Genomic DNA, 22252 nt, shown 5'->3' with positions numbered 1-22252 from the left:
ATTCTTTACAAAAGGCTTTACCAGATTTGAATATCCCACACCTCGGCACCCGGAAGACCCGAAAAGTTCCAGTGTTTTCCGCCATCCTTGCTCACATAAATTCCGCTCCCGGCTGTGCCTGCAAAAACAATTTCAGAATCTTTCGGATAGACGGCCAACCCGTGAATCGTCTTTTTTTGGAGGCCCTTGTCGACCTTTTTCCAATGCTTTCCGCCATCCGGACTTTTGTAGACGCTGCTGGCAAATGTTCCCGCGTAAAGGACGCCTTTTCGATTCGGATCGACTGCCACGACGTAAACGGTTTCGCCCGCTATTTTTCCCCGCGAGCGGATCCAGCTGCGACCCTTGTCTGTACTCCTGTAAACGCCATGGTCCTCTGTTCCGGCATAAAAGGTGGAAACATCAAAGGCATCCTGCCGGAGGTCCAGAACGGGAATGCCGGTAAATCCCCTGCTCGTCCAGGTTTTCCCGCCATCCAGAGATTCAAACAATCCGGATTCCGATCCCAGCAGCAGGTGATCGGGATTGCTTCGATCCATGACAAGTGCCGAAACAAATTGATTATCGATGGTTGTCAGCCCGGAATTGGACGGTTTCCAGTTTCGTCCGCCATCTTCAGAACGAAAAACACCGTACGGAGTTCCGATCACCATTTTCCGTGGCGTTTTCGGATTGACCAGCACCTCTTGAATCTCCGTTTCGTGCCAGTCCGTCAAAATACGCCAGTGTTTTCCGGCATTCAGTGTTCGTAAAACCCCATTTCCACTGGCCAGGTAGAATATTTTTCCAACAGCCTTCGGATCCATGGCAAACCCAAAACAGCGGATATTTTTCCAGCCGATGTGCTGCCAGGTTTTTCCCACATCGTGGCTTACAAACAAACCTGACGGCGCATTCTTCGCACCAACCACGTAATTTTTAGTTGATAAAACGCAGGCATAAACGGTAGGAGATTGCGCCAGAAGGGTCGTGCGCAAAGGAAAGAACATCATAATAAACAGAAAAAAGCCGCCCATAATTTTTAGTTGATTTTTCAATGATTTTTCCCTTAACGTTTGGTGAAATGAATTTGTATTTTTCCGTATGGTCCGATTTTGTTCTCCATTAAAATAAAAAAACTCTATTTCAGTTGCAAGGCAATAATGAAACGAAGGAATAATTGAGAAAAAAACAAACCACAAAACTTCCGAATTTCCAGAACCTTATTTCACAGAAATCCACCGCGACAAAACCGTCTTGACTGCTTGATAAATCACGAGATAGAGAATGACCAAAATAGACCAGCCCACCAGAAGCCATTTAATTGAAGCGGCAACTGATGCCCAAAACACGGCTGTTCCGGAGATCTCCGGAAATTGAGAAAAGATGATTAAGTGAAGGGTGTTCTCGACATAGTCCAGCAAGGCGGCAAAAAAAGGAACGATCGCAAACAGGATGCGGACCCACTGGCGAAACATGGCCCACGTTTCACAAAAATAGGAGATGGTGCTGGCCAAGAATGTGGCGTAAAAAAGCGGGTAGATGTAATCGATCCACATCGTACGGGCAATCAGCGAAAGGCCTTCCGAACCCCAGAGGCGAATAATGGTTCGGGCCACATCGGCCGAAAAGGCAAACTGCAGTCCCAGAATACCATTGGCTCCCCCTCCGGTTGCCCGCTGGTCTATTTTTGAAAGGAGCGTCATAAATACAAAAACACCACTCCCGGAGATTACAACCAGCCAGAGATTAGCCATTTTTTTTTCAAACCCTGTGGCCAGTGATCCCATCATTCAGCTGTTTCCCGATTCGTTAAGATGAGCCCGAATGGTCAGGAGGCCCTGAATGGTTAACTCTTTTTCTGCTCCGCGGTGAACCGCTTTTGCAACATCCCAGAGGGGCGCATTTTCACCCAGCTGCTGCTTAACGGCAGCAATCCGGGAGTCTATTTCCCAAACGGCCGCTTCGCTCTGATTTAAAAACTCACGCAGCTCGTTGCCCGCCAATGGATCAAAATGGGCCGTCAGCAGAATGTCAGGATTTAAATCGCGGATTTTCTGAATACTCTGGAGATAGGCCGTTCGATCCTCATATTGGGGCAAGCCCCTTCCGACACCCCGGCACAGAATGGCATCGCCCGCAATCAGAATATTCGGTTCTTTCAGGTAAACACCGATGCTGTCTTCGGAATGGCCGGATAGCGGCAGCAGCCACATTTCCGGGAAAGCGGCCAGTTTCAAACGGCTTTCACCGGAAATGGTCTCGTTCACTTTTCCCGGTTCCCCCAGATTTTCAAAGAAGAACTGTTCCAATTCCTGCGAAGGAGGCAGAAGGGCTGGAAACTGGCCCAGGAATTCGTGAAATTGCAGGCGGTGATTCTCAATCCAGGGAACAGCCTTCTCGTGAGCCAGCACCCTGCAGCCGCATTCCGTCTGAATGTCACCATTGGCCCCAATGTGATCGTGGTGACTGTGCGTGTTGATCAGATATTTCAGACTGTTTTTTGAAAAACCAAGGTCGTCCAGCAGGTGAAAAATCCGGGAGGCCGTCTGCTTGAGACCCGAATCAATCAAAACAGCCTGATTTCCCGATCGCACCAGATACACATTAACAAACGCGTCACCCAGAGGGGTTCGAATTTCAAAAATATCCGGCGAAACTTTTCTGATCATCAAAAACTCTGAACATTTAAAGTGATTGATACCCGTTTCATCGGTGTTTTACGACCCCAAACACAGCGCTTTTCAGGCGATGGCATTCTCTTTTTTTCGGTTAACGGCCCGCTTGCCGGGGTCAAGTTCTATTTTTCGGAGCCGAATGGTTTGGGGTGTTACTTCCACCAGTTCATCTTCCGCAATAAATTCAATGGATTGATCCAGCGAAAGGAGCCGGGGCGGGCGAAGCGTGACGGTGGCATCCGAGGTTGAGCTTCTCATATTGGTCAGCTTTTTCTCTTTGGTAATATTAACATCCAGATCCCGTGTACGGTTTCGTTCGCCAATAATCATCCCTTTGTAAACCTCGGTGCCCACTTCCACAAAAAGCTCCCCGCGATCCACCATAGCCAGGCTGGCGTAGGTGGTAACCCGCCCGGGCCGATCGGCCACCAACGCGCCCGAATTCCGCTGAGGAATGGGGCCAAACCAGGGCTCGTACCCTTCAAAAAGGGTGTTCATCACACCGGTGCCTTTTGTGTCGGTTAAAAACTGGCTTCTAAACCCAATTAGACCCCGGGCAGGAACAAGAAATTCCAGATTGACGCGGCCATGACCGGTATTGTTCATATTTACCATTCGGCCCTTGCGTCTGGAGATTTTTTCCGTCACCACGCCCACAAATTCTTCAGGAACATCAATAAACACATGTTCCACCGGTTCAAGGGTTACGCCGTCCTCTTTTTTTGTAATCACGTGGGGTTTGGACACCATGAATTCGTAGCCCTCCCGGCGCATGGTTTCAATCAGAACGGCCATCTGCAATTCCCCTCGTCCACTGACTTTAAAGGCATCTGCCCGGGCCGTGGGCTCCACACGCAGCGCCACGTTTCGAAGCATTTCCTTTTCCAGCCGTTCCTTCAGATGGCGACTGGTTAAGTACTTTCCTTCACGTCCGGCAAACGGCCCGTTGTTTACATAAAAAACCATTGAAACCGTCGGCTCGTCCACGTGAATTCGCGGCAGGGGTTTGGGATTTTCTTCAGATGAAATCGTGTCCCCGATTTTGACCCCTTCCACACCGGAAACGGCAATAATATCCCCCGCTTCCACGTGCGTAACCAGTCTTTTTGAGAGATCCTGAAAGGTGTAAAGCGCGGAAAATCGCACACCGGGCCGGATGCCATTTTCTGCACACAAGGCGTACGTCTTGTTCATTTCAAGAACCCCGTTGGATAACCGCCCTACGGCAATTTGGCCGACGTAAGGGTCATAATCCAGGTTGGTCACCAAAAACTGGGGTGTTTCATGGTCATCCGCCTCGGGACCCGGAATTTCAGAGACGATTGTTTCAAAAAGCGGCTGAAGATCTTTTGAATCGTCTCCCAGTTCCCGATGGGCCACTCCTGCTTTGGCATTGGTGTAAAGGATCGGGAATTCGATTTGTTCCTCATCCGCATCCAAATCGATAAATAAATCGTACACCGCATTCACGATTTCCTTGATCCGGGCATCTTTTCGGTCAATTTTGTTGATCACAAGAATAATGGGCAGTTTTTTTGCCAGGGCCTTTTTTAAGACAAAGCGCGTCTGAGGAAGCGGACCCTCGCTTGCATCCACCAGTAACAGGGCGCCATCCACCAAATTGAGGCTTCGCTCAACTTCCCCGCCAAAATCGGCGTGTCCGGGCGTATCCACAATATTGATCTTGATGTCCCTGTACCACACGGCCGTATTTTTTGCCATAATCGTAATGCCCCGTTCCCGCTCCAGATCCATTGAATCCATAACGCGATCCTTGACTTCCTGATTGTCGCGAAAAATCCCGCTCTGCCGGAGCATGCCGTCAACCAGTGTGGTCTTTCCGTGATCGACATGTGCAATAATGGCTATATTTCGAAAGTGTTCTTTTCTCATTAAAACAGAAACTCCCTTACAAATGATTGATCGTTGAGTCTGCTCACAAAAAACCTTCTCCCGCGACTTTCACGAATTGATTTTAGTGACATTACAGTCGCATCGTTTTTGCAGCATCCTCATAATTTTTATTTTTTTGGACTCAATGATTTTATGACAAAAATTCCCGATTTGCCAGTTTTATTTAGATTTTCTTTGAAAAGGCAGGCTAAAAAAGATCACCCGACGAACACCCAGGGGATTTGCGGGAATTATTTACACATCAAGCAGAGTGGCCGTTCAAAGCGCTTTCTCTCCCGCAAAATAGGCCGTAACTTTTCGGATGGCCCGAATGGTGTCTTCGATGTCCTGTTCGGTAAAAAATTCATTGAGTCGCAACAGGACCGCCGTCCGGAGTACTTCTTCCGCCACGGGGCATAATCCCTCCGGGTACTCGACGGGTTCGCCATACTGCGGGAAATCTTCCGGCCAGTTGAAATGGGGGTAAATCGCCTTCTCGCGTAACAGGCGTGAACGGTACACCGGCCGCGGAATGTACCCTTTTCCACAGGGAATGCCTTCGGCTTCCAGGGCATCGGCAAATGTGTTTCGGGAGATATTCAGCCGTTCTTCATCCACACGGAACATGTAAAACCAATAGGAACTCTCACTTTTCGGAGTTATTTTCGGCGGCAAAATCCCGGGCAGGTCAGCGATGCCTTCCGTCAGGCGTGTGCCGTATTTGCGGCGCCGGGAAACGATCCACTCCAGCTTGTCCAATTGGGCAATGGCAACCGCAGCCTCCAGTTCGTTCATCCGGTAATTGGCTGCCAAAAAAGGCGGATCGTGTTCGGTGGTACTCCGGTCGTACCCTTTATCCGTGAAAAGTTGGGCTTTCCATGCCAGATTTTCATTATTGGTGAGAATCATTCCGGCGTCTCCGGCGGAGATGTGTTTGAAATCATTCAGGCTAAAGCACCCAAATTCTCCAAATGTACCCGCCAGTTTCCCCCGGTACACGCTGAGGTAACTCTGGGCACAATCTTCTGCAATCGGGATGCCGTGTTTCCGTGAGACTGCCAAAATGGGCTCCATGTCCGCAGGATTGCCGGCCAAATGTACCACTTCAATGGCTTTTGTGCGGGGGGTGATTCGTGCTTCAATGGATTCGGCCGTCATGTTGTAGGTGCGAGGGTGCACATCCGCAAAAATCGGTACCGCATTTTGAAACAGAATTCCGATTAGCGATCCCATATCCGTGATGGGAGACGTAATCACCTCGTCGCCCGGGCCCACATCCAGTGCAGCAAGGGCCGTGTGAATAGAGGCCGTCCCGGAGGAGGTGGCCACCGCAAACCGGCTGCCATACATTTTTTTGAATTTATCCAGAAATTGACCCGTCTTTTTCCCGTGCGCGTAAAAGAGGGTGTTTTGCTCCAGGGCTTCCTTAAGCTGATTCAATTCCTCCTTGCCGTAGCGATTACCCACACCGAAAGGGGTCGTTTTTGTTTTCGGTCCGCCATAAAGCGCCAATTGTTCCATAGAACCTCCCAAACAGAACTCTTTCAAAACTGCAGGCCCGAAGTCAGAAAATCACAAAAATAATCATCTGGCAAAGATGATTTATTTCAGATAGGTTTCAAACCACTTAACCATTAAATCGCCAAGCTCTTTTCCGCTTGGAGACCAAAACATATTCAGGCCGTGCCCCGCATTTAAGAATAAGTGCACCTTGCTTTTCGGATTTCCCAATTTGTCCCGCAGGGATGCCGCATTCTGGATGGCAATTTTGTCATCGTAACTGGCCACAATGAGCGACGGCGGAAAATCAGCCGAGGTAAGAAGCTGTGTGGCCGTTGAGTCGTATTCGCCCGAAAGCAGCACGACTGCTTTTATCCGGCTATCGTGATCAACGGCGTGCACGGCCGCGTTGCAAATGGTGCTGGCCGCAAGAACGCCCAATCTGGCGGCATTGGTTTCTTTCCGGGATGCCAGAAAATTGATCGCCGCCTGAACGTCATCGTTAATCCCCTTCAGGTTGGGAATCCGGCCTTTACTATTTTTTTGCCGGCTTTCTCCCATTCCGCGCAAGTCGACGGTCAGTACGGCGTATCCCTTTTTCTGAAAAAAGGGTGCCGTTTCTTTGTACGCCGTCCGGTTTCCACCGAATGCCGGAAGCAGCAGTAAGCCCGGGGCCTGTTTGACCCGTGGAATGGGCCGGTAAAAGTCACCCTTAAGCTCCCAATTATCGGAGGACTGAATCTTTACAGAGATCACATCCGACCGCCCCCTTTTGACAAAATTCCAGGATTGGGCGAATGCCCACACCAGAAAAGTAAACAACAAAACTCCCAAAACCACTCGGTAGATTTTCATTATTCTCTCCCAATTCAATCATTAAAAATCTGCAAAAACCACATCATTCAGAAGTCTCATCTTGTGATTATTTTTCATAAAATCCGATTTCGTAGGCCTTTTTGTAGGCGGCCTCCACCACAGAGAGCGGCGTGTCGTCCTGAATCATGTGAGAACCGGAAAAAATGTACCCGCCGTTCGGTTTCAAGATTTTGAAAATCCGTTCCACTTCTTCCTGAATGTCCTGCTCATTTTTAAAAGGAAGCGCCATAGCCGTGTCCAATCCACCCATGATGCTTAATTGATTGCCGTATTTTTCTTTCATCAGTTTTAAGTCCATTCCGGCTGATTCTTGCACCGGGTGAAGCGCATCCACGCCCATTTCCACCACGCCGTCCAGCACCTGGGTGATGTCCCCGTCGCTGTGGAGCAGAAGGGGAAGGCCGCTCTTTTTGGCTGCCTGGACGATTAGCCTTTCGGCCGGGTAAATCATGTTCCACCAATCTTTCGGGTTGAACAACAGCACGTTGTTCTGCCCCCAATCATCGGAGAGCTCAATCACATCTGCCCCGGCCTCAACGGCTTTTTCCACCGTTTTGGCCGACCACTCGGCCATTCGCAGGAAAAGGCGGCTCATTTTCTCCTTTTCGAGGGCCAGATTCACCAGCACCTCTTCCATTCCCATGTGGAATTGGACCAGTTCAAACACACCCCACACATGCGCAAACACGGCTTTTTTGCCTTTGTAGCGCTCTACCGCCTCCCGAACCGTCAGGAACAGTTCCGGGTCAGCGGATGTTTCGACAATTTCATCGCCCATGGGGTCGATTAAGGGAATCTCCAACAAATCGTCGATGTCGATGGTATTTTTGGCGGATTCCATCCAGGGAAAATTCGGCACCACACCCGTGTAGATGTCGATGTGAAGCATTTCGGAAAATGCCTCCACCGAACCGTATTCAGCTTCCACTTTTTCACGGACTTCCGGGTTCCAGCCGGCAAAAAAATTGAGGGGAATCCGGTCGGGAATGCCGTGTGCCAGAACTGTTTTTACTCGCTCCAGAGGAGTCATTGTTTCTTTCATGTCCATTTTCCTTCTGTTTCCACAATCTTTTTCACAATCTGCACTTTTTCCGGGGGGGTATCGTAGGGAACAATGCCGGTTCCCATCATAAAACGCCGATGTTGAAGCCCGGCCGCTACCACGTTTCGGGCAGCCGTCTCAATTTCTTCGGGACGCCCCTGACTCAAAACAAACGGATCCAGATTCGCCCGAAGCACTACCTGTGAACCGGCCACGGTCTGAAAGGCTTCTTCCAGATCGACCGTAAAATCCGCCAGCAGAATATTGGCACCCGTGTCTTTTAAGAACGGATTAAGCGGCAGGGTGTCGCCGCCGATAATCAGTGCACGAACCGTTTCTCCCCGCTCCTTCAGGTGCATCATGAGCTTCCGATGAAAGGGAAAAACCGTTTCCCGGTACATGTCCGGAGAAATGAGGGGCGGGGCACAGCGGGAATCAAATGAAACGATACCGACCCCCCGATCCAGAAAGGCATCGGCGTAAGCGATGAGAACATCCGTCGCAAAATTGAGGAGCTTCGTAACCGATTCGGGGTTACTGAACGTTTCAATGAGGAGTTTTTCCATTCCCAGCAATTCCGACGCCAGCGAAAATGGCCCGGAAAGGGCTCCGCGAATGACCACATCCTCACCCCGTTCACCGGCCAGTTTTTCAGCCGCAGAAAGAAAAAGGGGCATGCGCCCGTCCGTTTCGGGGTTGGGCAGCTTCAAACGTTCCACCTCTTCCGGCGATTCCAGAATCGGTTCGGAAATGGCCGGGACATCGGCATTTTCAAAAAAGCGTACACTACAGCCCAGGGCTTCCGCTTCCACGTTGTACACATCCAGGCCCACCACCAAAAAATCCGCACCGTAGATTTCGTGCTCTTTTCGAAGGGACTGAAGCAGCAACTCCTCCGACTGCGCCACTTCCGATGGGGTCTTTCCGATCAGAAAGGCCTTGTGCTCATAAATGGCCGGTTCAAAAGGCACCCGATCGATGGGCTCGCCGGCCAGTAATTTTTCGACTCGTTCTTTGGACGTCATTTCACGATTCCTGCATTTTTGAGTTTTTTATCAGAATAAGGAACATCTCAAAAAATCTCCTATTACCAAGAGAAAACTTTTAAAAAATCAAGATTTCTGACACAAGCAATGGCTCATAACAAAATAGGATCATAATTTGTGATAAAAATTAACTTGCCATTAACATGGGGTCACTTTACAATCAATTGAAAAATAGGTTTTTACGTAACATTTCTCTATTATCGACCCTCCCCCCTTGGGGGTGGGTTGAAAAAAAGCAACCAATAAAATCCGATTTTTTCAAAGCTTTCTAAGAATGAGTATGCAATGTTCCTAATTTTTACTTTACCGATTTTTGGATTTTCACGATGGCCTCAACAATGTCCGCCATGTCCTCCTTTTCTGCCAGGAGCGTTTCCTGGTCCAGCCAGATGGCTTCCTCGGCGCAGGCCTTTTCGGCTACGGGCAGGTGAACCTGCGTATAGTCAATCCCCACATCCACCGGGGCTCCCTTGGGCCCAAAGGCCCGCTTCTGAAAGAGGGGCTGTTTGTGGAGCGGATAGCCGTACCCACCGCTGGCCGGAATGCCTTCGGCCTGGAGCGCCTTCACAAATTCGGGTTTGGAAAGGCCGCCGAATTCTTCCGATTTGTAGCGGAAAATGTACAAATGGTAGGCGTGACGGGTAATGCGCGGATCCTTTCGCATGGTTTGAATGCCCTCGATCTTGCCGAGCTGTTCATCCAAATATCGGGCATTTTCCTGACGCTTTTTCAACATGGGTTCGTAACGATTGAACTGCACTTGAAGCACCGCGGCCTGAAATTCCGTCAGGCGGTAATTTCCGCCAATGTGGTGGTGTTCGTACCACAACCCGCCTTCCACGCGGCCGCAGTTCATGTACGACCGGGCCAGAGCGGCAAATTCATCATCGTTGGTAACCAAAATACCCCCCTCGCCGGAGGTTATGTTTTTGGATGATTGAAAGCTGAAAATGCCCCCCAAACCCAGTGCACCCACCTTTTTCCCGCGCCACTCTGCCCCCCAGGCCTGGGCCGAATCCTCAATGACGATCAATTCGTGCACACGGGCTATCTCAAGAATGGCATCGTAATCCGCCGGCCGGCCCGAAAAATCCACAGGCATAATCGCCTTGGTTCGGGGCGTAATGGCCCCTTCGATTTTTGTCGGGTCGATGTTGTAGGTTTCGGGATCACTATCCACAAAACGAACCACGGCCCCCACGCTTAAAACAGCCGAAGCGGTTGCCACAAACGTGTAAGCCGGAACCAGTACCTCATCGCCCGGGCCAATGCCAGCCGCTTTTAAAGCAATTTCCAGCGCGGTGGTTCCACTGTTCACCAGAATTCCGTGTTTCGCTTCGTGGTAGGCTGCGTAGGTTTTTTCAAAGGCCGGGACAAGCTGGCCGTCAATACCCCAGACCCCGCTTTTTACCACGTCCTGGAGCGCCCGAATTTCGGCATCATCCCACACCGGCCATTTCGGAAAGGGTTTGGTGCGGACGGGCGTACCTCCATTCATTGCCAATTTTGTCACTGGAACCTCCTGTGTTTTTCGAGTGTTTTCAAATAATCAAAAAACACGCACTTGTAAATGCTGAATTATTATTTTATTTTTACCGTGTTTTCCCAGCTCTCCCACTTTTCGGCGCCGGGATGAATCAGTTTCCCGTTTGAAAGATACGTGTAAAAACTATCCTCAAAAGAAGCAAAGAGCTTCTTTTGATCCAGAAGCAGTTTGGTGGCCTCTACAAAGGCATACGTAACGGTTTTCCCCGAAATTTCTGTACAGGTCCAGCGGGCGTCGGTGTCCAGCCGGTGGGACTGACCGTTGGCATCCTTCCAAAAATACCCAATCCGCCCCTTCTCGTACGCATAACGGGGAGAGGTTCGTTCCTTCAGATATTCCATCTCAAGATTCAGACGGGCGGTGACCAGAATGGTTTTGTTCGGTAATATAATTTTTACGCCCACGGCATTGGGATAATTGTCTGATTTCAAATACGAATAGGGCTTGATTTTCATTTCCGGATGAAGGCCGTGTTTGTAGGGAATAAGCACCGTGGTAAAGCAGAGTCGGTCCCCTGCGCGCAGGCTGTCTGTGACGGCCCGGTACATGGCAAAATCCAGATTTTTAACAAAGCTCCAGTTGTACACAAATTCCACGCCTTCCCGTTTTTTGTCCGGTTCCGGGAAATAGGTAAGAAGAGTCCATTTGCCCGGATTGGGCCAGCGACCGGGAATATCGCCGATGTTCAGCTGGCGGGATTCGTACCAGTGTTTTCCGTAATTCAAAACCTTTTGTGTATGCCAGAGATTGGCAATGGTAAACAATCCGGGTTTGGTTATTTTGATTCCGTCAAACACGACAAAGCTGTTCAGATCCTTCAAATACGTGACCACCCGGTCCCAGACATAGCCCAAATCGGGGTCGGTTACCCGGGTGCGGCTGACATCGGCATGTTTGAACGTGTAAAAATGAAGTTTTTGCGTGGAAACCACCTTGTGGGATTCCTGCCGGCGCAGGAAATAGAGCAGGCGATAGGTCGTATCCGGCATGTCGTTCTTTCGGACAACAATTCGGTTCTGATAAAAATCAGCCCGTTCGAAGTAACTGGGCACATCCAGCAAAACCGTTCCGTGCGTCATGAACGGGCCAATGTTGTTTTCATCCGAATGGCCGTGGGTCACCTTTTCGGTTTCGATGGGAATGGTGTTGGCCAGATAATCCCGCGGTACCTTTCCAAATCCAACCTGATCGCGATAATTAACCAGCAAAAATGTGGCGTCGGGGTTCCACCCGGAACGAAAGACGATTTTCTTTCCGAAAAGATCTTCCAGAACCTCGGTGCTTTTAGTGGTCGGCTTTTCCGGCTGTACGGAATCCTCACACCACAAATAGGCATTAATGTACGAAAGGCCTGATTTCAAATTGTCCGTTTTCGGATCGTTTTGGACGGCGTGCCACATTTTGTTGGCGGCCCATTTGTAACGACCGTCCCGGTACTCTCGCGCGCCCCGTTCGTAAATGGCGATGTACCGTGAGGTTTGATCCCAAAACCCGTGATTATCCCCGTACTCCGCCTGATATCCCAATGGATTCTGGAGCTGGAGCAAGTAGTCGAAATAATAGTGCAAAACCGGCTTTCGCCAGACGTTCTTTTCTCCGGCGAAATCGATGTACATAAAAAGGGCATCCAGCCAAACGGCGTTGTAAATCTGCGCATCCTCAATAGTCCAATGGCCCACGTTTTGTTTTGCCATTTCTTCTGCCAGGCGCTTCCAGAGGTAAGCCCGCGGGTGTTGGGGCAGGGCCTTTGCCGCTGCCATCAGAGCCGCCGTTCGAATCATACATCGATTCATGGGGCCCCACTCGTGAAATCGAAAGACATAATCGGCCGTTTCGGCAATGGTTTTCCTGATTTCCTTAAGCTGCGCCGGCGTAAGGCTGGGACTGTTTTTAATCCATGTGTACGTGCGAATGTAGGGAATCAATTGGAAAAAATTGGTTATGGGCGGCAGGCCGAATTTGTATTCCTTCCGCTTGCTCCAGTATGCCTTCGGATAAAATTTTCGTAATCCGCTGAACTCCACCAGAATTTTACCGGCCTCCTTGGCGTAGCGTTCGTTTTTCGTCACAGAATACAAAAATCCATCCCCCTCAGCCAACCGCACCGGAAACGCCGGGGGCTGGTACCCGGAAAGGACATCCGGAATGTACGATTTTTCCCAATCCGACAATCGTTGATTGTATTGACTGGCCAGATAATCCCGTGATTTTTGAATGACTTTTAAATAATCCGATTTTGTGGCTGCAAACAGCGATATCACTGCAAAAGCAACCAAGGCTATTAAAAAAACAATCCGTTTCATATCGGCCTCGATTTCTGCTCCAGTTTTAGACAGCGTTAAAAACGATTCGGCAATGCGTTCATCGTTTCACTCGAAAATGCTTTTAGTCGCCCATCGGGCAAATAAACGCCGTATTTTTTGCCTGTTTCCACCATAGCAAACAAATTTTCATCCGGGGTATTTCCGCCTACCTGATCCCCGGTGGAAAGAATGAATCCTCCGCCTTCTCCGGCGGCCCGGAGCGTTTCAATGACCTCCTGGGCCACGTCTTCCGGCGTTCCCCTGACCAGATTCCCCGATGTGAGCACATTCCCCTTCAATGCACATTTTTTCCCGTACTTCCGTTTGACCTCCGCAATGTCCACATTCCCACTGGGAGGCTTTTCCAGAGGTTCTATGACATCGAACAGCGGCTCACCTTCGCAGTTCATCTCAATGACTTCCCGGGATTTTCCACAGGTGTGCAAATGACAAATTACATCGTTTTCCCGGCAAATCCTCGAGATTTCCCGATTGACGGGCAGGATGTACTTTCGATAAATATCCGGATTAATCAGGCTCATTGAGCTGTTAGAGCCCTGCATGAGAATTTCGTCCACGCCGGCTTTGCAGAGCCCCTCCGTGCGGCTTTTTGTAAATTCCAAAAAATAGAGCCAAATTTCGTGCATGCGTTCGGGCTCGTCGTAAAAGTCGAAAATCATCTGTTCGGAACTGCCATTTCGTATGCCATCCCAAAAATCGACGAACGAGTGCACCTGAAGCCCATAAATGGCTTCGTCATTTCCAATCAAATCAAAGTCAATCTTTTTTCTGTCCCAGTGCCAGCTTTCACCCATCAACCAGCGGACTTTGGGCCAATCTTCAGCTATATTTTTTACAAAATTGGTGATGTCCCAGGGCGGTGCAAATCGGTAGTAGGCCGTTGTCTGCTCAATATCGCCAAGGGGTGTATGCACAATCCACTGCTCAAGGAGTTTGTCCTCATCCCGGCTAACAATTTTTCGCGTCACCAATTCTTTAGGAACCGAAACATTGTCGTAAAACAAAAAGTCCACATCCGATTGAACCAGAGGAAAGTCCCGATTTCCCCCCATCACGGCCCCATATAAAAACCACCCGTCCATTTTGTAATAGCGAACCGCATCCATATAGGCGGCACCCAGGCTGGGATTCTCATACACGTAAATTTCCCAGAAGGGTTTTCCGGTAAGACGGGCCGGAATCATATTCGAAATGTCCGGGCTCACCGGCACCCGGTCCGGAATTCCATTTCGCATGGCGGTTATCATGCGCTGGCGACTGCTCAGCGGATTATTCATTTTGACAATCCCTTTCAGAATCACCCTAATAAACTGCGGTGATTATTCAAAAACGCATTAAAACAATCAAACCCGGTAAAAAACAGATACCTTCATCCTCATTTATTGGAGCGATCACCTTCCTTATTTCATCAAATATCCGCCATCCACCACCAGAGCCGTACCGGTTATAAAGGAAGCATCGTCGGAGGCCAAAAAGAGGGCGGCTTTTGCCACCTCCTCCGGGGTGCCCATTCGGCCCATGGGTTGAATGGAGGGTTCAACTCTGGGCGGATCCTTCACAATCCCTCTTACCTGGGTCATGGGAGTTGCGATAATTCCGGGAATCAGGCAATTTGCCCGAATCCCCTGATCGGCGAAATCCAGAGCAATGCTTTTGGTCAGTTGCAGCACTCCGGCTTTTGCGGCGTCATAAGCCGCTCGGTTCGGTGTAGCCACCAGGCTGGCAACGGAACCTGTATTGATAATGACGCCCCCTGTTTTCTGAAGAATCATCTGCTGCACGCCTAATTTACAGCTAAAAAAGGTACTCTTCAAATTGACGGCGAATGCTCTTTCCCAATCGTCTTCGGAAATTTCCAATACATTCCCCACCCAATCGACACCGGCATTATTGTAGAGAATATCCAGTCGGCCAAAACGCCGGACGGCTTCCAGAATCATCTTTTCCACCTGAGAGAAGTCCGTTACATCAGCCAAAAAGAATTCCGCCCGAAACCCGTTTGCCCGAATACGTTCCGCAACCCGTTTTCCGGCTTCTTTTCGGACATCCACAATCAGTACGGACGCCCCTTCTTCCGCAAAAATATGAGCGGCCGCCTGACCAATTCCGGACGCGGCTCCGGTAATAAGTGCGGTTTTATCTTTTAGTTTCATGTCATTCAAAGGTCTTCTGATTTTCCTCCAAGAGATCGGGCTGTTCCGCCTATAAAATTACACGTTTTGATTCGGTAATTCAATAAGAAAAAAGCTCCCGAAGTATTTTCCGGGAGCTTTTTATGGTTTTCCCATCTGAAGCCAATCACTTAGAATTCAAATTTAAGTGTGAATCGATGGGTGTTATCGAACAGATCAAAGCTGGTATAGGCATAGTCTAACCAGAGCTCATACCCGGCAACCGGTACGTTCAACCCTGCGCCAAAGGAGAATCCTTCGGCGGTTTCCCGCGTGCCATCTTTGTCCTTTACGCCGGAATAATTGAACTTGTACCCGCCGCGTGCCACGAGGCGGTTGTAAAGATTCCACTCTCCTCCCAGGAAGAAAAGCTGAGGATTATCCTGGGGTTTCACGAAATCCAAAAATGCCTTTACCTGTGAATTTTCTTCTTTTGCCAGACTCACAGAGGACCCGATGGCAAAGTTCAGTGGAATCGGGGCGTGAATGGCAAAGAAGGTTAAATCCTTGCCCAGGTTATTCATTCGGGCACCAATGGTCAGATCACGGAAGCCCGTCTCGTAAATCACGCCAAAATCAAACGCCACCGAACTGGCTGCCACATCGTCAATATGTTCGCGGATGTACTTAACCGTTGCACCCATTCGCAAACGATCCGTGAATTGCTTGGCATACGTCAGCATAAAGGCAATGTCGCTGTAATTGTACGTGGCAGAGGTTGCCTTGTCAATTTGATCCTTTTTGAATCCGGGGGGTGCAATATCGCGGTCCGCCACAATATCTGATAATCCGATATGGACGAAACCAATTCCAATGCTTCCCAGATCGCCGAAGCTATGCGTAGCAACGCCGGCGGTGTGTTTCATTCCGATCAGCCAGTTGTTGTAATTTATCCCAACCTGGGTTTTTCCCGGGGCAGCAACAATACCCGCAGGGTTCCAGAAAATGGCATTTGGATCGCCATAAATGGTTGTAACGGCAGACCCAAGGGCAACCATTCGTGCCCCGACACCAATTTTAAGGAATGCCGCGCCATTGATTCCTGGCTTTCTCAAACCCGCTTCGCTAAACGAAACGGCCAAGAGTGTCATGACCAATGTTAATATAATAATTTTCATAGCCTTCATAACGGCTCTCCTCTATATTATAGTTCGCGTACATTTTGAATAGAACCACATTTTCACACATATTCCAGCCATTTGTGGTTCATTTACTTCAAGATAGAAAATACGCCTGTTTGTTGTCCGCCTTTAAACTTGGCAACCCAAATATAGAGGCCGCTTGCTACCTCGTTACCGTCCTTTGAATAGCCATCCCAGAAGTAGGTCCCATTGGTTGGATCTTCTGCCAGGAAATGAATCTTGTCAATCAACTGCCCGGCTACATCAAAGATGTAGATATCACATTCGGACGGCAAGTTAAAGAACATCAACTGGCCGCTGGCCGAATGGAAGGGCTGACGTTTCAAAGGATTGGGTCGAACAGAAATTTTTGTCCGATCGAGGGCAAGATCGGTGGTATTTGCGGGTGGCGGAACTAAAACAAAACGAGCACCCAGCGCCTTCCGCTTGTCTTGCTCAGAGGGTTTGGGGAACCAGGAGTGTGTTTCAGCCTGTGGCCAGGTTCCTTCCCAAAGCCCCGTACGACCATTAAAGTTGACCTTTCCGCTTTCCTGCCAGTTGACCGATGACGGTTCTAACGCCTTAAAATCGGCAGGCATGGAGGAATTGTCTTTGTAGGTGGACACATAATACCAGAAACTGAAGCCCGGCAGTGTTCCCGGGGTGTCATCCTTCCAGGCATACGGATAACTCTTCGCGTCTGCACCCGTATTGGCGTAATTGGCCATTTCGGATTTGGGAACAACCTTAACCAGATGGTACGGTCCCCAATGGGCACCCGACTGATCATGGATCAGATTCATGGCCTTAAAGAGTGGATTGTAGGGTACCGGATCCGGTACAACCTTTGGATCCATGGTTTTCCACCACACATCGTGTTCCGGGAATCCTTCTTTCAAAGGATTAAACCGGGGCCAAAAACGGGATTTGTAGATTTTAATTCCGTCATAATCGCCGAGAGAAGCCGGATCCTGCCATTCAATCAATGGACGAACATCCGGGGAAATGGCAATTTTAATTTCCGGAACGGGCGGCCCGGCCGGAACATTAAACGACCCATCCGGTTGGAGGGATTTAAAGACGGTTCTCGCCGCCTTAATGGTCTTACGAAGGCCATTCACCCGGAAACCCGAACCACGCACAAAATAAATGCGTACCGTTTCACCCACATCAATCGAGATGGGTCCCATGCTTTCCCAGGGTTCCCCATCGAAGCGATATTCGGTGATCAGACCATTTTTGATGATGCCCGGTTCCAGGGGACGTCCGCGCTGCGGATCCATTGGACTCAGGCCCAGGTCTTCACCGGTCATCGGATCTTTTGCCATCGTGGGTTGTACGGATTCATATGCACCGTCCGGATATCCCCACTGGGAAGGATCTTTCACAACAAAGCTGGAAGGATCGCCGGGGGTACCCGAAGCAAAGAGATTTGGGTTTGGAGACAGATCAAACATGCTTCTGTCATTACTCTTTCCACCGTCTTTGTAGAAGCAGCCCATGGCACAGATATGAGCGCCTCTCGGGGAGTAATCATTCACACTGTTGTAACCCGGCTGCCATACATGAAACCACCCTCTGCGAGTTCCTTCACCAATGGCAGGAACCACTTCTTTTCCGCTGGCATCTTTGAAGGCCAGTTTCTTCTCTACCCAGGTTCCGGTAGTTGAATCGTATTTCGTGGCTCCCAGAAACGTATACCCATTATACGCATCGTAATAGAAGCCGCCATAACCCAATCCCGGATAGTCTTCCCGACCGGGATCTGAGCCATACGCCTGAAAACCAAAATCCCATGGTGCACCGTTTTCGTCGGGAGTTAAATCCTGGCCCATTCCGCGAAAACGGGAATTGGGCTGCCAGTAACTCCGCCCGCCGCGGCTGTTTATTTTAAATCCAAAACAAACGCCGCCGTAGGTGAAAACCAGGTCGTGAATTTTGTTATTGTGGATATCCACGACTCCATCGCCGTTAATATCGGCTTCACCGGTGTTTTTGAGTTCCAGTTCAATCAGATGGAAATCATCCAGGTGACCCCAGGGGGTCGTCCAGGAATAGACCGTCATCTTAACATCCACACCCAACTGGGTCGGCCAGGCCGATACCGAATAGGCCAATGTGCGATCCGGAGAAAGCACGGCGCCGCCATCAGCAGGAATGTGGTAATCGCGTTTGGGATCACCCGCACCGGGAATTTTACTGTTGTATTCCAGCGTTGCGTAGTGGTAATCCTGTGAATCCTTGTTAACCGCTTTGTTGTATTTTGCAAATTCTTCTGTGGGATTGTACTCAATCGCCCACATTCCATTTGCAAAATCGATCACGTATGTGCCGGACATCCAGCTCCATCCGGGATTCCCAAAATATCCGCTGGAGACCAAACGCGTCATGTAGAACATCCAGTTATCGCTGGTTCCGCTAAAGAGATGATTACTCCGTGATGTCAGATCATCTCGATAGGGAAGTCTGGCCTGCCATACGTGCTCGTAATTTGCGGGTACATAGGTACCCCATGTTTCACCAGCGGCAAGAACAAGATTTCCGTTAGGCTCCTCTGCCATCGATACCGACGGCAAAGCGGCAAACAGAAATAATGCCACTGTTAGTATTATAATTTTATTAAACATTTTCATAAGAACCTTCTCCTTTGGTTTAGTTTCTATTCCTTAAAAGCCTGCTGCTCTGGGAATAAACCCATCAGCAGATCTCTGATTTTGTAAACCGCTACCAAAGGTTTACTTAGAAGGAAAACTCTAAACCGGCCCATATTTGTCGAGCAGGCCCATAGAGCAGACGTCCGAGTGTATCCATCGGAAGACGCCGAACGCCTTCTGGATCCTGTTCATCACCTGTATTGGGTTTCAAGTCACGACCCAGTTCAAAAATAATCTGGTCCTTTGCCTCATTGAACGGCGTATTATTAAATGCCAGAATATTCTTGTGATTCGTGATATTTCTGACTTCACCAAAAATTTTCATGTTCATCATACCAAAATGAAATTCTTTGGTGAGCCGTGCATTCAGATAATAGTTCCAGGGGCCTGTCCGAAGACCCGGGCTGATGTCGAAGTAAGGATCGTTTCCGGTATTCTCCAAAGGACGATACTTAAAGCCGCTGGTCAACTCGCCGATGGAACTCACCTGAAAACCATAGGGCAAGTAAAAAATCAACGATGCAGCAAAACGATGAGAGCGGTCATAACCACCCGCAAGCGCATTCGCTGTGCTGCGTACCGTGATATTTTCCTCACGATAATTGTGATGATCAATCCAATCCCAGGGGAGTTTTCCGCCGAAATCAGCGCTATCTTTTTTGGCTGAAAAAACCTGGCGCTGCATCGGGTCTTTACTGCTTTTGGGTGTTGCTGCTTTAATGTAGGAATACGAATAGGTAATCCGACCCGACCACCACTTTGAGGGACGCTTTTCAACCGTCACTTCAATTCCGCGTGCATCTGCGTGACCCCACGTGGTGTAGAATAACAGGGTCTGTCCGGCATACGGGGACAACTGATAGTAGATGGATGAATAATTATCCACATCGCGATAATAAGCAGACACATCAAATCCCAAAGTCTGAAGTGGGGCATACTGAATACCCATTTCATAGGATGTGGACCGAATAGGCTGCTGATCCACCCATTTGGTCTTAATGCTCGGTGATGCGGCATAGTCCGTAAAATTGTATCCTTCATATAACGACGCAAAATTCGGATACTGGATAAACTTGCCAAAGGAATAGTGAATCGCCATATTTTCTTTTACCGGATGCGATACACCAATTCTTGGGCTAAAATACCACTTCCAGCCAACTTTTCCGTCTCTCTTGGGCCGAAGTTCCATCAGGTCGCCGGTTGAGGCACGAATCACATCAAACGGATGAAAATCGTTTACAAAGTAACGCGTGTCAACATTGTAGGCATCCACACGTCCACCGACATTAATGATCATACCCTTGTATTCGATACGATCCTGCAGATAGGTTGCAAATTCTTTGGGATGAAATGTCCAATCATCAACCGTAAACAATGACGTTGGATATTTATGTCCGCGTCCTCCCAAAGGAGACTGCAGTGAACGCTGTTTAATGGTATGATAGCGGAACTGAAATCCCGTTTTAAGCTGGTGGTTATACGAGACCTGGCTCGTAAAGTCCGCCTTCAGCGTGGTTGCATCCCGTCGATTGTGAATATACAACGGTACAGGGTAGGCGGTTCGATACCATCCATCAACCTTGTAGAAGTTGGCTTTTGATTCGTCTACACCGGAAGCGGGGTCAACGGTTTCTTTGAAAAAGACACGATAATTAGGATCACCAAAGTGTCCCGGCTTGTACCCATTCATTGTGGCAGGGTCCAGCCAACGATTGTAACCAATCACCTTTCCGCTGGCATCCTTCAGAGTATCGACTTTAATCTCGCCACCCACATATTTCTGATATTGCTCAATGTTGGCAAACTCAATAAAGTCACCCTTTTCATCGATACTGCAATAGCCGTCACCATTATCGTCGGGATACCCTGTCCAATCCTGACGGCTTGTGTAGCTCAATTGTACCGTGTAAAAGCTCTTCTTGCTCAGTGAATGGGTCCACTTGGCATATGTTAAACCGCTCAGGTCTTTGTACCGGGGAGCACCCTGCATATAATAGCTCCATTTCGGATTGAATTTCCAGTTGACCCAATTGAACAGTTTGCCTCCATCTTCCAATTGTCCGTACACCAGGAGCTTCTTGTCGGCTGAAAATTTATAATCCATCTTCAAGCCCACATTCAAATGCTGGCTTACTTCGAAAGGCAGAGGGGTCGGTCGCATGTGGGAGAATCGGGCACTCAGGAAAAAGCCCGCCTTTTTGCCTAAAAAGGGAACCGGGCCACTCAAGTTTCCTTCCAATCCTATCGAGCGTCCTAAGCCCATAGAATCAGTCGGATCATAATAATACTTGTCCTTGGCCAGAGCTTCCGTCCAGGTATACAGTGAGGCGACTCGTTTGCCATAATCCGTTCCATCATTCAGATAGCGTTGTTTTTCATTCCAATAGCCATCCGGTTGTCCCGGGCCACCACGCATCCAGTACACATTGCTTCCAAAATGGCGCATTTTATCAAAGGGCGTAGCTCTCATGAAAATTTTTCCATGATAACGATCGCCGCCCATTTTGGTTACAATGTTGATGATCCCGGCTGATGCCGTGGGGTATTCTGCCGTAAATGTACCGGCATAAACCACCATTTCCTGAATGGCACTGGAAGGAACATTAATGGTGGATGTCTGATTATCATTCGATTCACGGTATCCCTGATAGGGATGCCCGACATCACCACTTCCAAAAGCACCCGTGCCACCGGTGTAGTAATTATCCGTGACATCCACACCGTCCACAATGATCTTGGTTTCATATTTTCGTCCACCACGAACATAACCATGGAAAGTGGATGCGGCCGTTTCAACAATACCATGAACCGAACCAACAGGCATGGTATTATCTAATTCTGCCGCACTAATTGTGGATTTCGATTGGGTGAGTGTTTTTTCAATTAGAGGCCGTTCGGCCACAATCGTTACGGCTTTGCCTGCGATGGCTCGTGCAGAAAGTGCAAAGTCCAATTCGGTTGTGGCATCAATTGTCACAATTACATTCGTCTTGCGAACACTTTGGTAACCGATAAATCTGGCAACCACGGTGTATTTTCCTGGGGGTACGTTGATAATAAAATATCGACCCTGACTATCAGCGCTTGCTCCCATCTGGGTACCTTCAATCATTATATTTGCACCCGGAAGCGGGTCTCCAGTTGCCTTATCCTTAACGACGCCGGCTATTTTGCCGGTTTGTCCGGCTAATAATGAACCGACCACAAAAAATATCAGGATAAGAACTGAAACGAACCCCACAAGACTTCTGCTTAAAGATTTTGACATGTTCAATCCTCCTTAAGATTGAGAAGTCTCCAACTCATTTTTTTAACTATTTTGTCAGATCCATCTACAGCAACAGACGGTCATCACCTCCTTTTTAAGTAAGATTTTTTTACGAAAATGACGTGACCACGCTATGTCAAATGACACCACCTCC

At 49.0% G+C, this 22252-nt stretch carries 15 protein-coding genes; all 15 read right to left on the bottom strand.

The genetic code is table 11. The features are described 5' to 3' along the window. Positions 1-17 precede the first annotated feature (17 nt). The 15 genes from GXO76_14840 to GXO76_14770 all read right to left on the bottom strand — a co-directional run bounded on the left by GXO76_14840 (position 18) and on the right by GXO76_14770 (position 22098). Positions 18-1037 carry a hypothetical protein gene (locus GXO76_14840; GenBank protein NOY79127.1) on the bottom strand — a complete coding sequence of 340 codons (1020 nt, stop codon included), beginning with the start codon at positions 1035-1037 and terminating at the stop codon, positions 18-20. Positions 1038-1202: 165 nt separating this feature from the next. Beyond that, positions 1203-1772 (bottom strand): hypothetical protein, encoded by a 570-nt coding sequence (locus GXO76_14835; GenBank protein NOY79126.1) that lies wholly within the window; start codon positions 1770-1772, stop codon positions 1203-1205. Beyond that, positions 1773-2651, bottom strand: coding sequence for an MBL fold metallo-hydrolase (locus GXO76_14830; protein ID NOY79125.1), 879 nt, complete (start codon positions 2649-2651; stop codon positions 1773-1775). 72 nt (positions 2652-2723) lie between these two features. Continuing rightward, on the bottom strand, positions 2724-4550 hold the full coding sequence (gene typA / locus GXO76_14825; protein ID NOY79124.1) for a translational GTPase TypA: 1827 nt from the start codon (positions 4548-4550) through the stop codon (positions 2724-2726). Positions 4551-4829: 279 nt separating this feature from the next. Continuing rightward, positions 4830-6071, bottom strand: a complete 1242-nt coding sequence (locus tag GXO76_14820; protein ID NOY79123.1) for a DegT/DnrJ/EryC1/StrS family aminotransferase — start codon at positions 6069-6071, stop codon at positions 4830-4832. A gap of 81 nt (positions 6072-6152) precedes the next feature. Next, a complete protein-coding gene (locus GXO76_14815) occupies positions 6153-6905 on the bottom strand; it encodes an alpha/beta hydrolase (GenBank protein ID NOY79122.1) in 753 nt (250 codons plus the stop codon). A 67-nt stretch (positions 6906-6972) separates the two neighbouring features. Beyond that, positions 6973-7968, bottom strand: coding sequence for a hypothetical protein (locus GXO76_14810; protein ID NOY79121.1), 996 nt, complete (start codon positions 7966-7968; stop codon positions 6973-6975). Next, the gene (locus GXO76_14805; GenBank protein NOY79120.1) at positions 7965-8993 is read right to left on the bottom strand and encodes a hypothetical protein; all 1029 of its coding nucleotides are present in this window, start codon (positions 8991-8993) and stop codon (positions 7965-7967) included. Before GXO76_14805 ends, GXO76_14810 begins: the two co-directional genes overlap by 4 nt. Before the next feature lie 319 nt (positions 8994-9312). Beyond that, a complete protein-coding gene (locus GXO76_14800) occupies positions 9313-10512 on the bottom strand; it encodes a DegT/DnrJ/EryC1/StrS family aminotransferase (protein ID NOY79119.1) in 1200 nt (399 codons plus the stop codon). Positions 10513-10595: 83 nt separating this feature from the next. Then, on the bottom strand, positions 10596-12863 hold the full coding sequence (locus GXO76_14795; GenBank protein ID NOY79118.1) for a hypothetical protein: 2268 nt from the start codon (positions 12861-12863) through the stop codon (positions 10596-10598). A 35-nt stretch (positions 12864-12898) separates the two neighbouring features. Next, complete coding sequence (locus tag GXO76_14790; GenBank protein NOY79117.1) at positions 12899-14161, bottom strand: hypothetical protein; 1263 nt, start codon at positions 14159-14161, stop codon at positions 12899-12901. A 123-nt stretch (positions 14162-14284) separates the two neighbouring features. Continuing rightward, on the bottom strand, positions 14285-15037 hold the full coding sequence (locus GXO76_14785; protein ID NOY79116.1) for an SDR family oxidoreductase: 753 nt from the start codon (positions 15035-15037) through the stop codon (positions 14285-14287). Between the two features lie 149 nt (positions 15038-15186). Next, positions 15187-16182 carry a PorV/PorQ family protein gene (locus GXO76_14780; protein ID NOY79115.1) on the bottom strand — a complete coding sequence of 332 codons (996 nt, stop codon included), beginning with the start codon at positions 16180-16182 and terminating at the stop codon, positions 15187-15189. A gap of 83 nt (positions 16183-16265) precedes the next feature. After that, the gene (locus tag GXO76_14775) at positions 16266-18809 is read right to left on the bottom strand and encodes a hypothetical protein (protein NOY79114.1); all 2544 of its coding nucleotides are present in this window, start codon (positions 18807-18809) and stop codon (positions 16266-16268) included. A gap of 106 nt (positions 18810-18915) precedes the next feature. Beyond that, positions 18916-22098 carry a TonB-dependent receptor gene (locus GXO76_14770; protein NOY79113.1) on the bottom strand — a complete coding sequence of 1061 codons (3183 nt, stop codon included), beginning with the start codon at positions 22096-22098 and terminating at the stop codon, positions 18916-18918. Positions 22099-22252: the final 154 nt, after the last annotated feature.

The sequence above is a fragment of the Calditrichota bacterium genome, assembly GCA_013151735.1.
GTDB lineage: Bacteria > Zhuqueibacterota > JdFR-76 > JdFR-76 > BMS3Abin05 > BMS3Abin05.
Note: the sequence above shows the minus strand (reverse complement) of the source record. Positions and strands in the feature narration are given on the sequence as shown.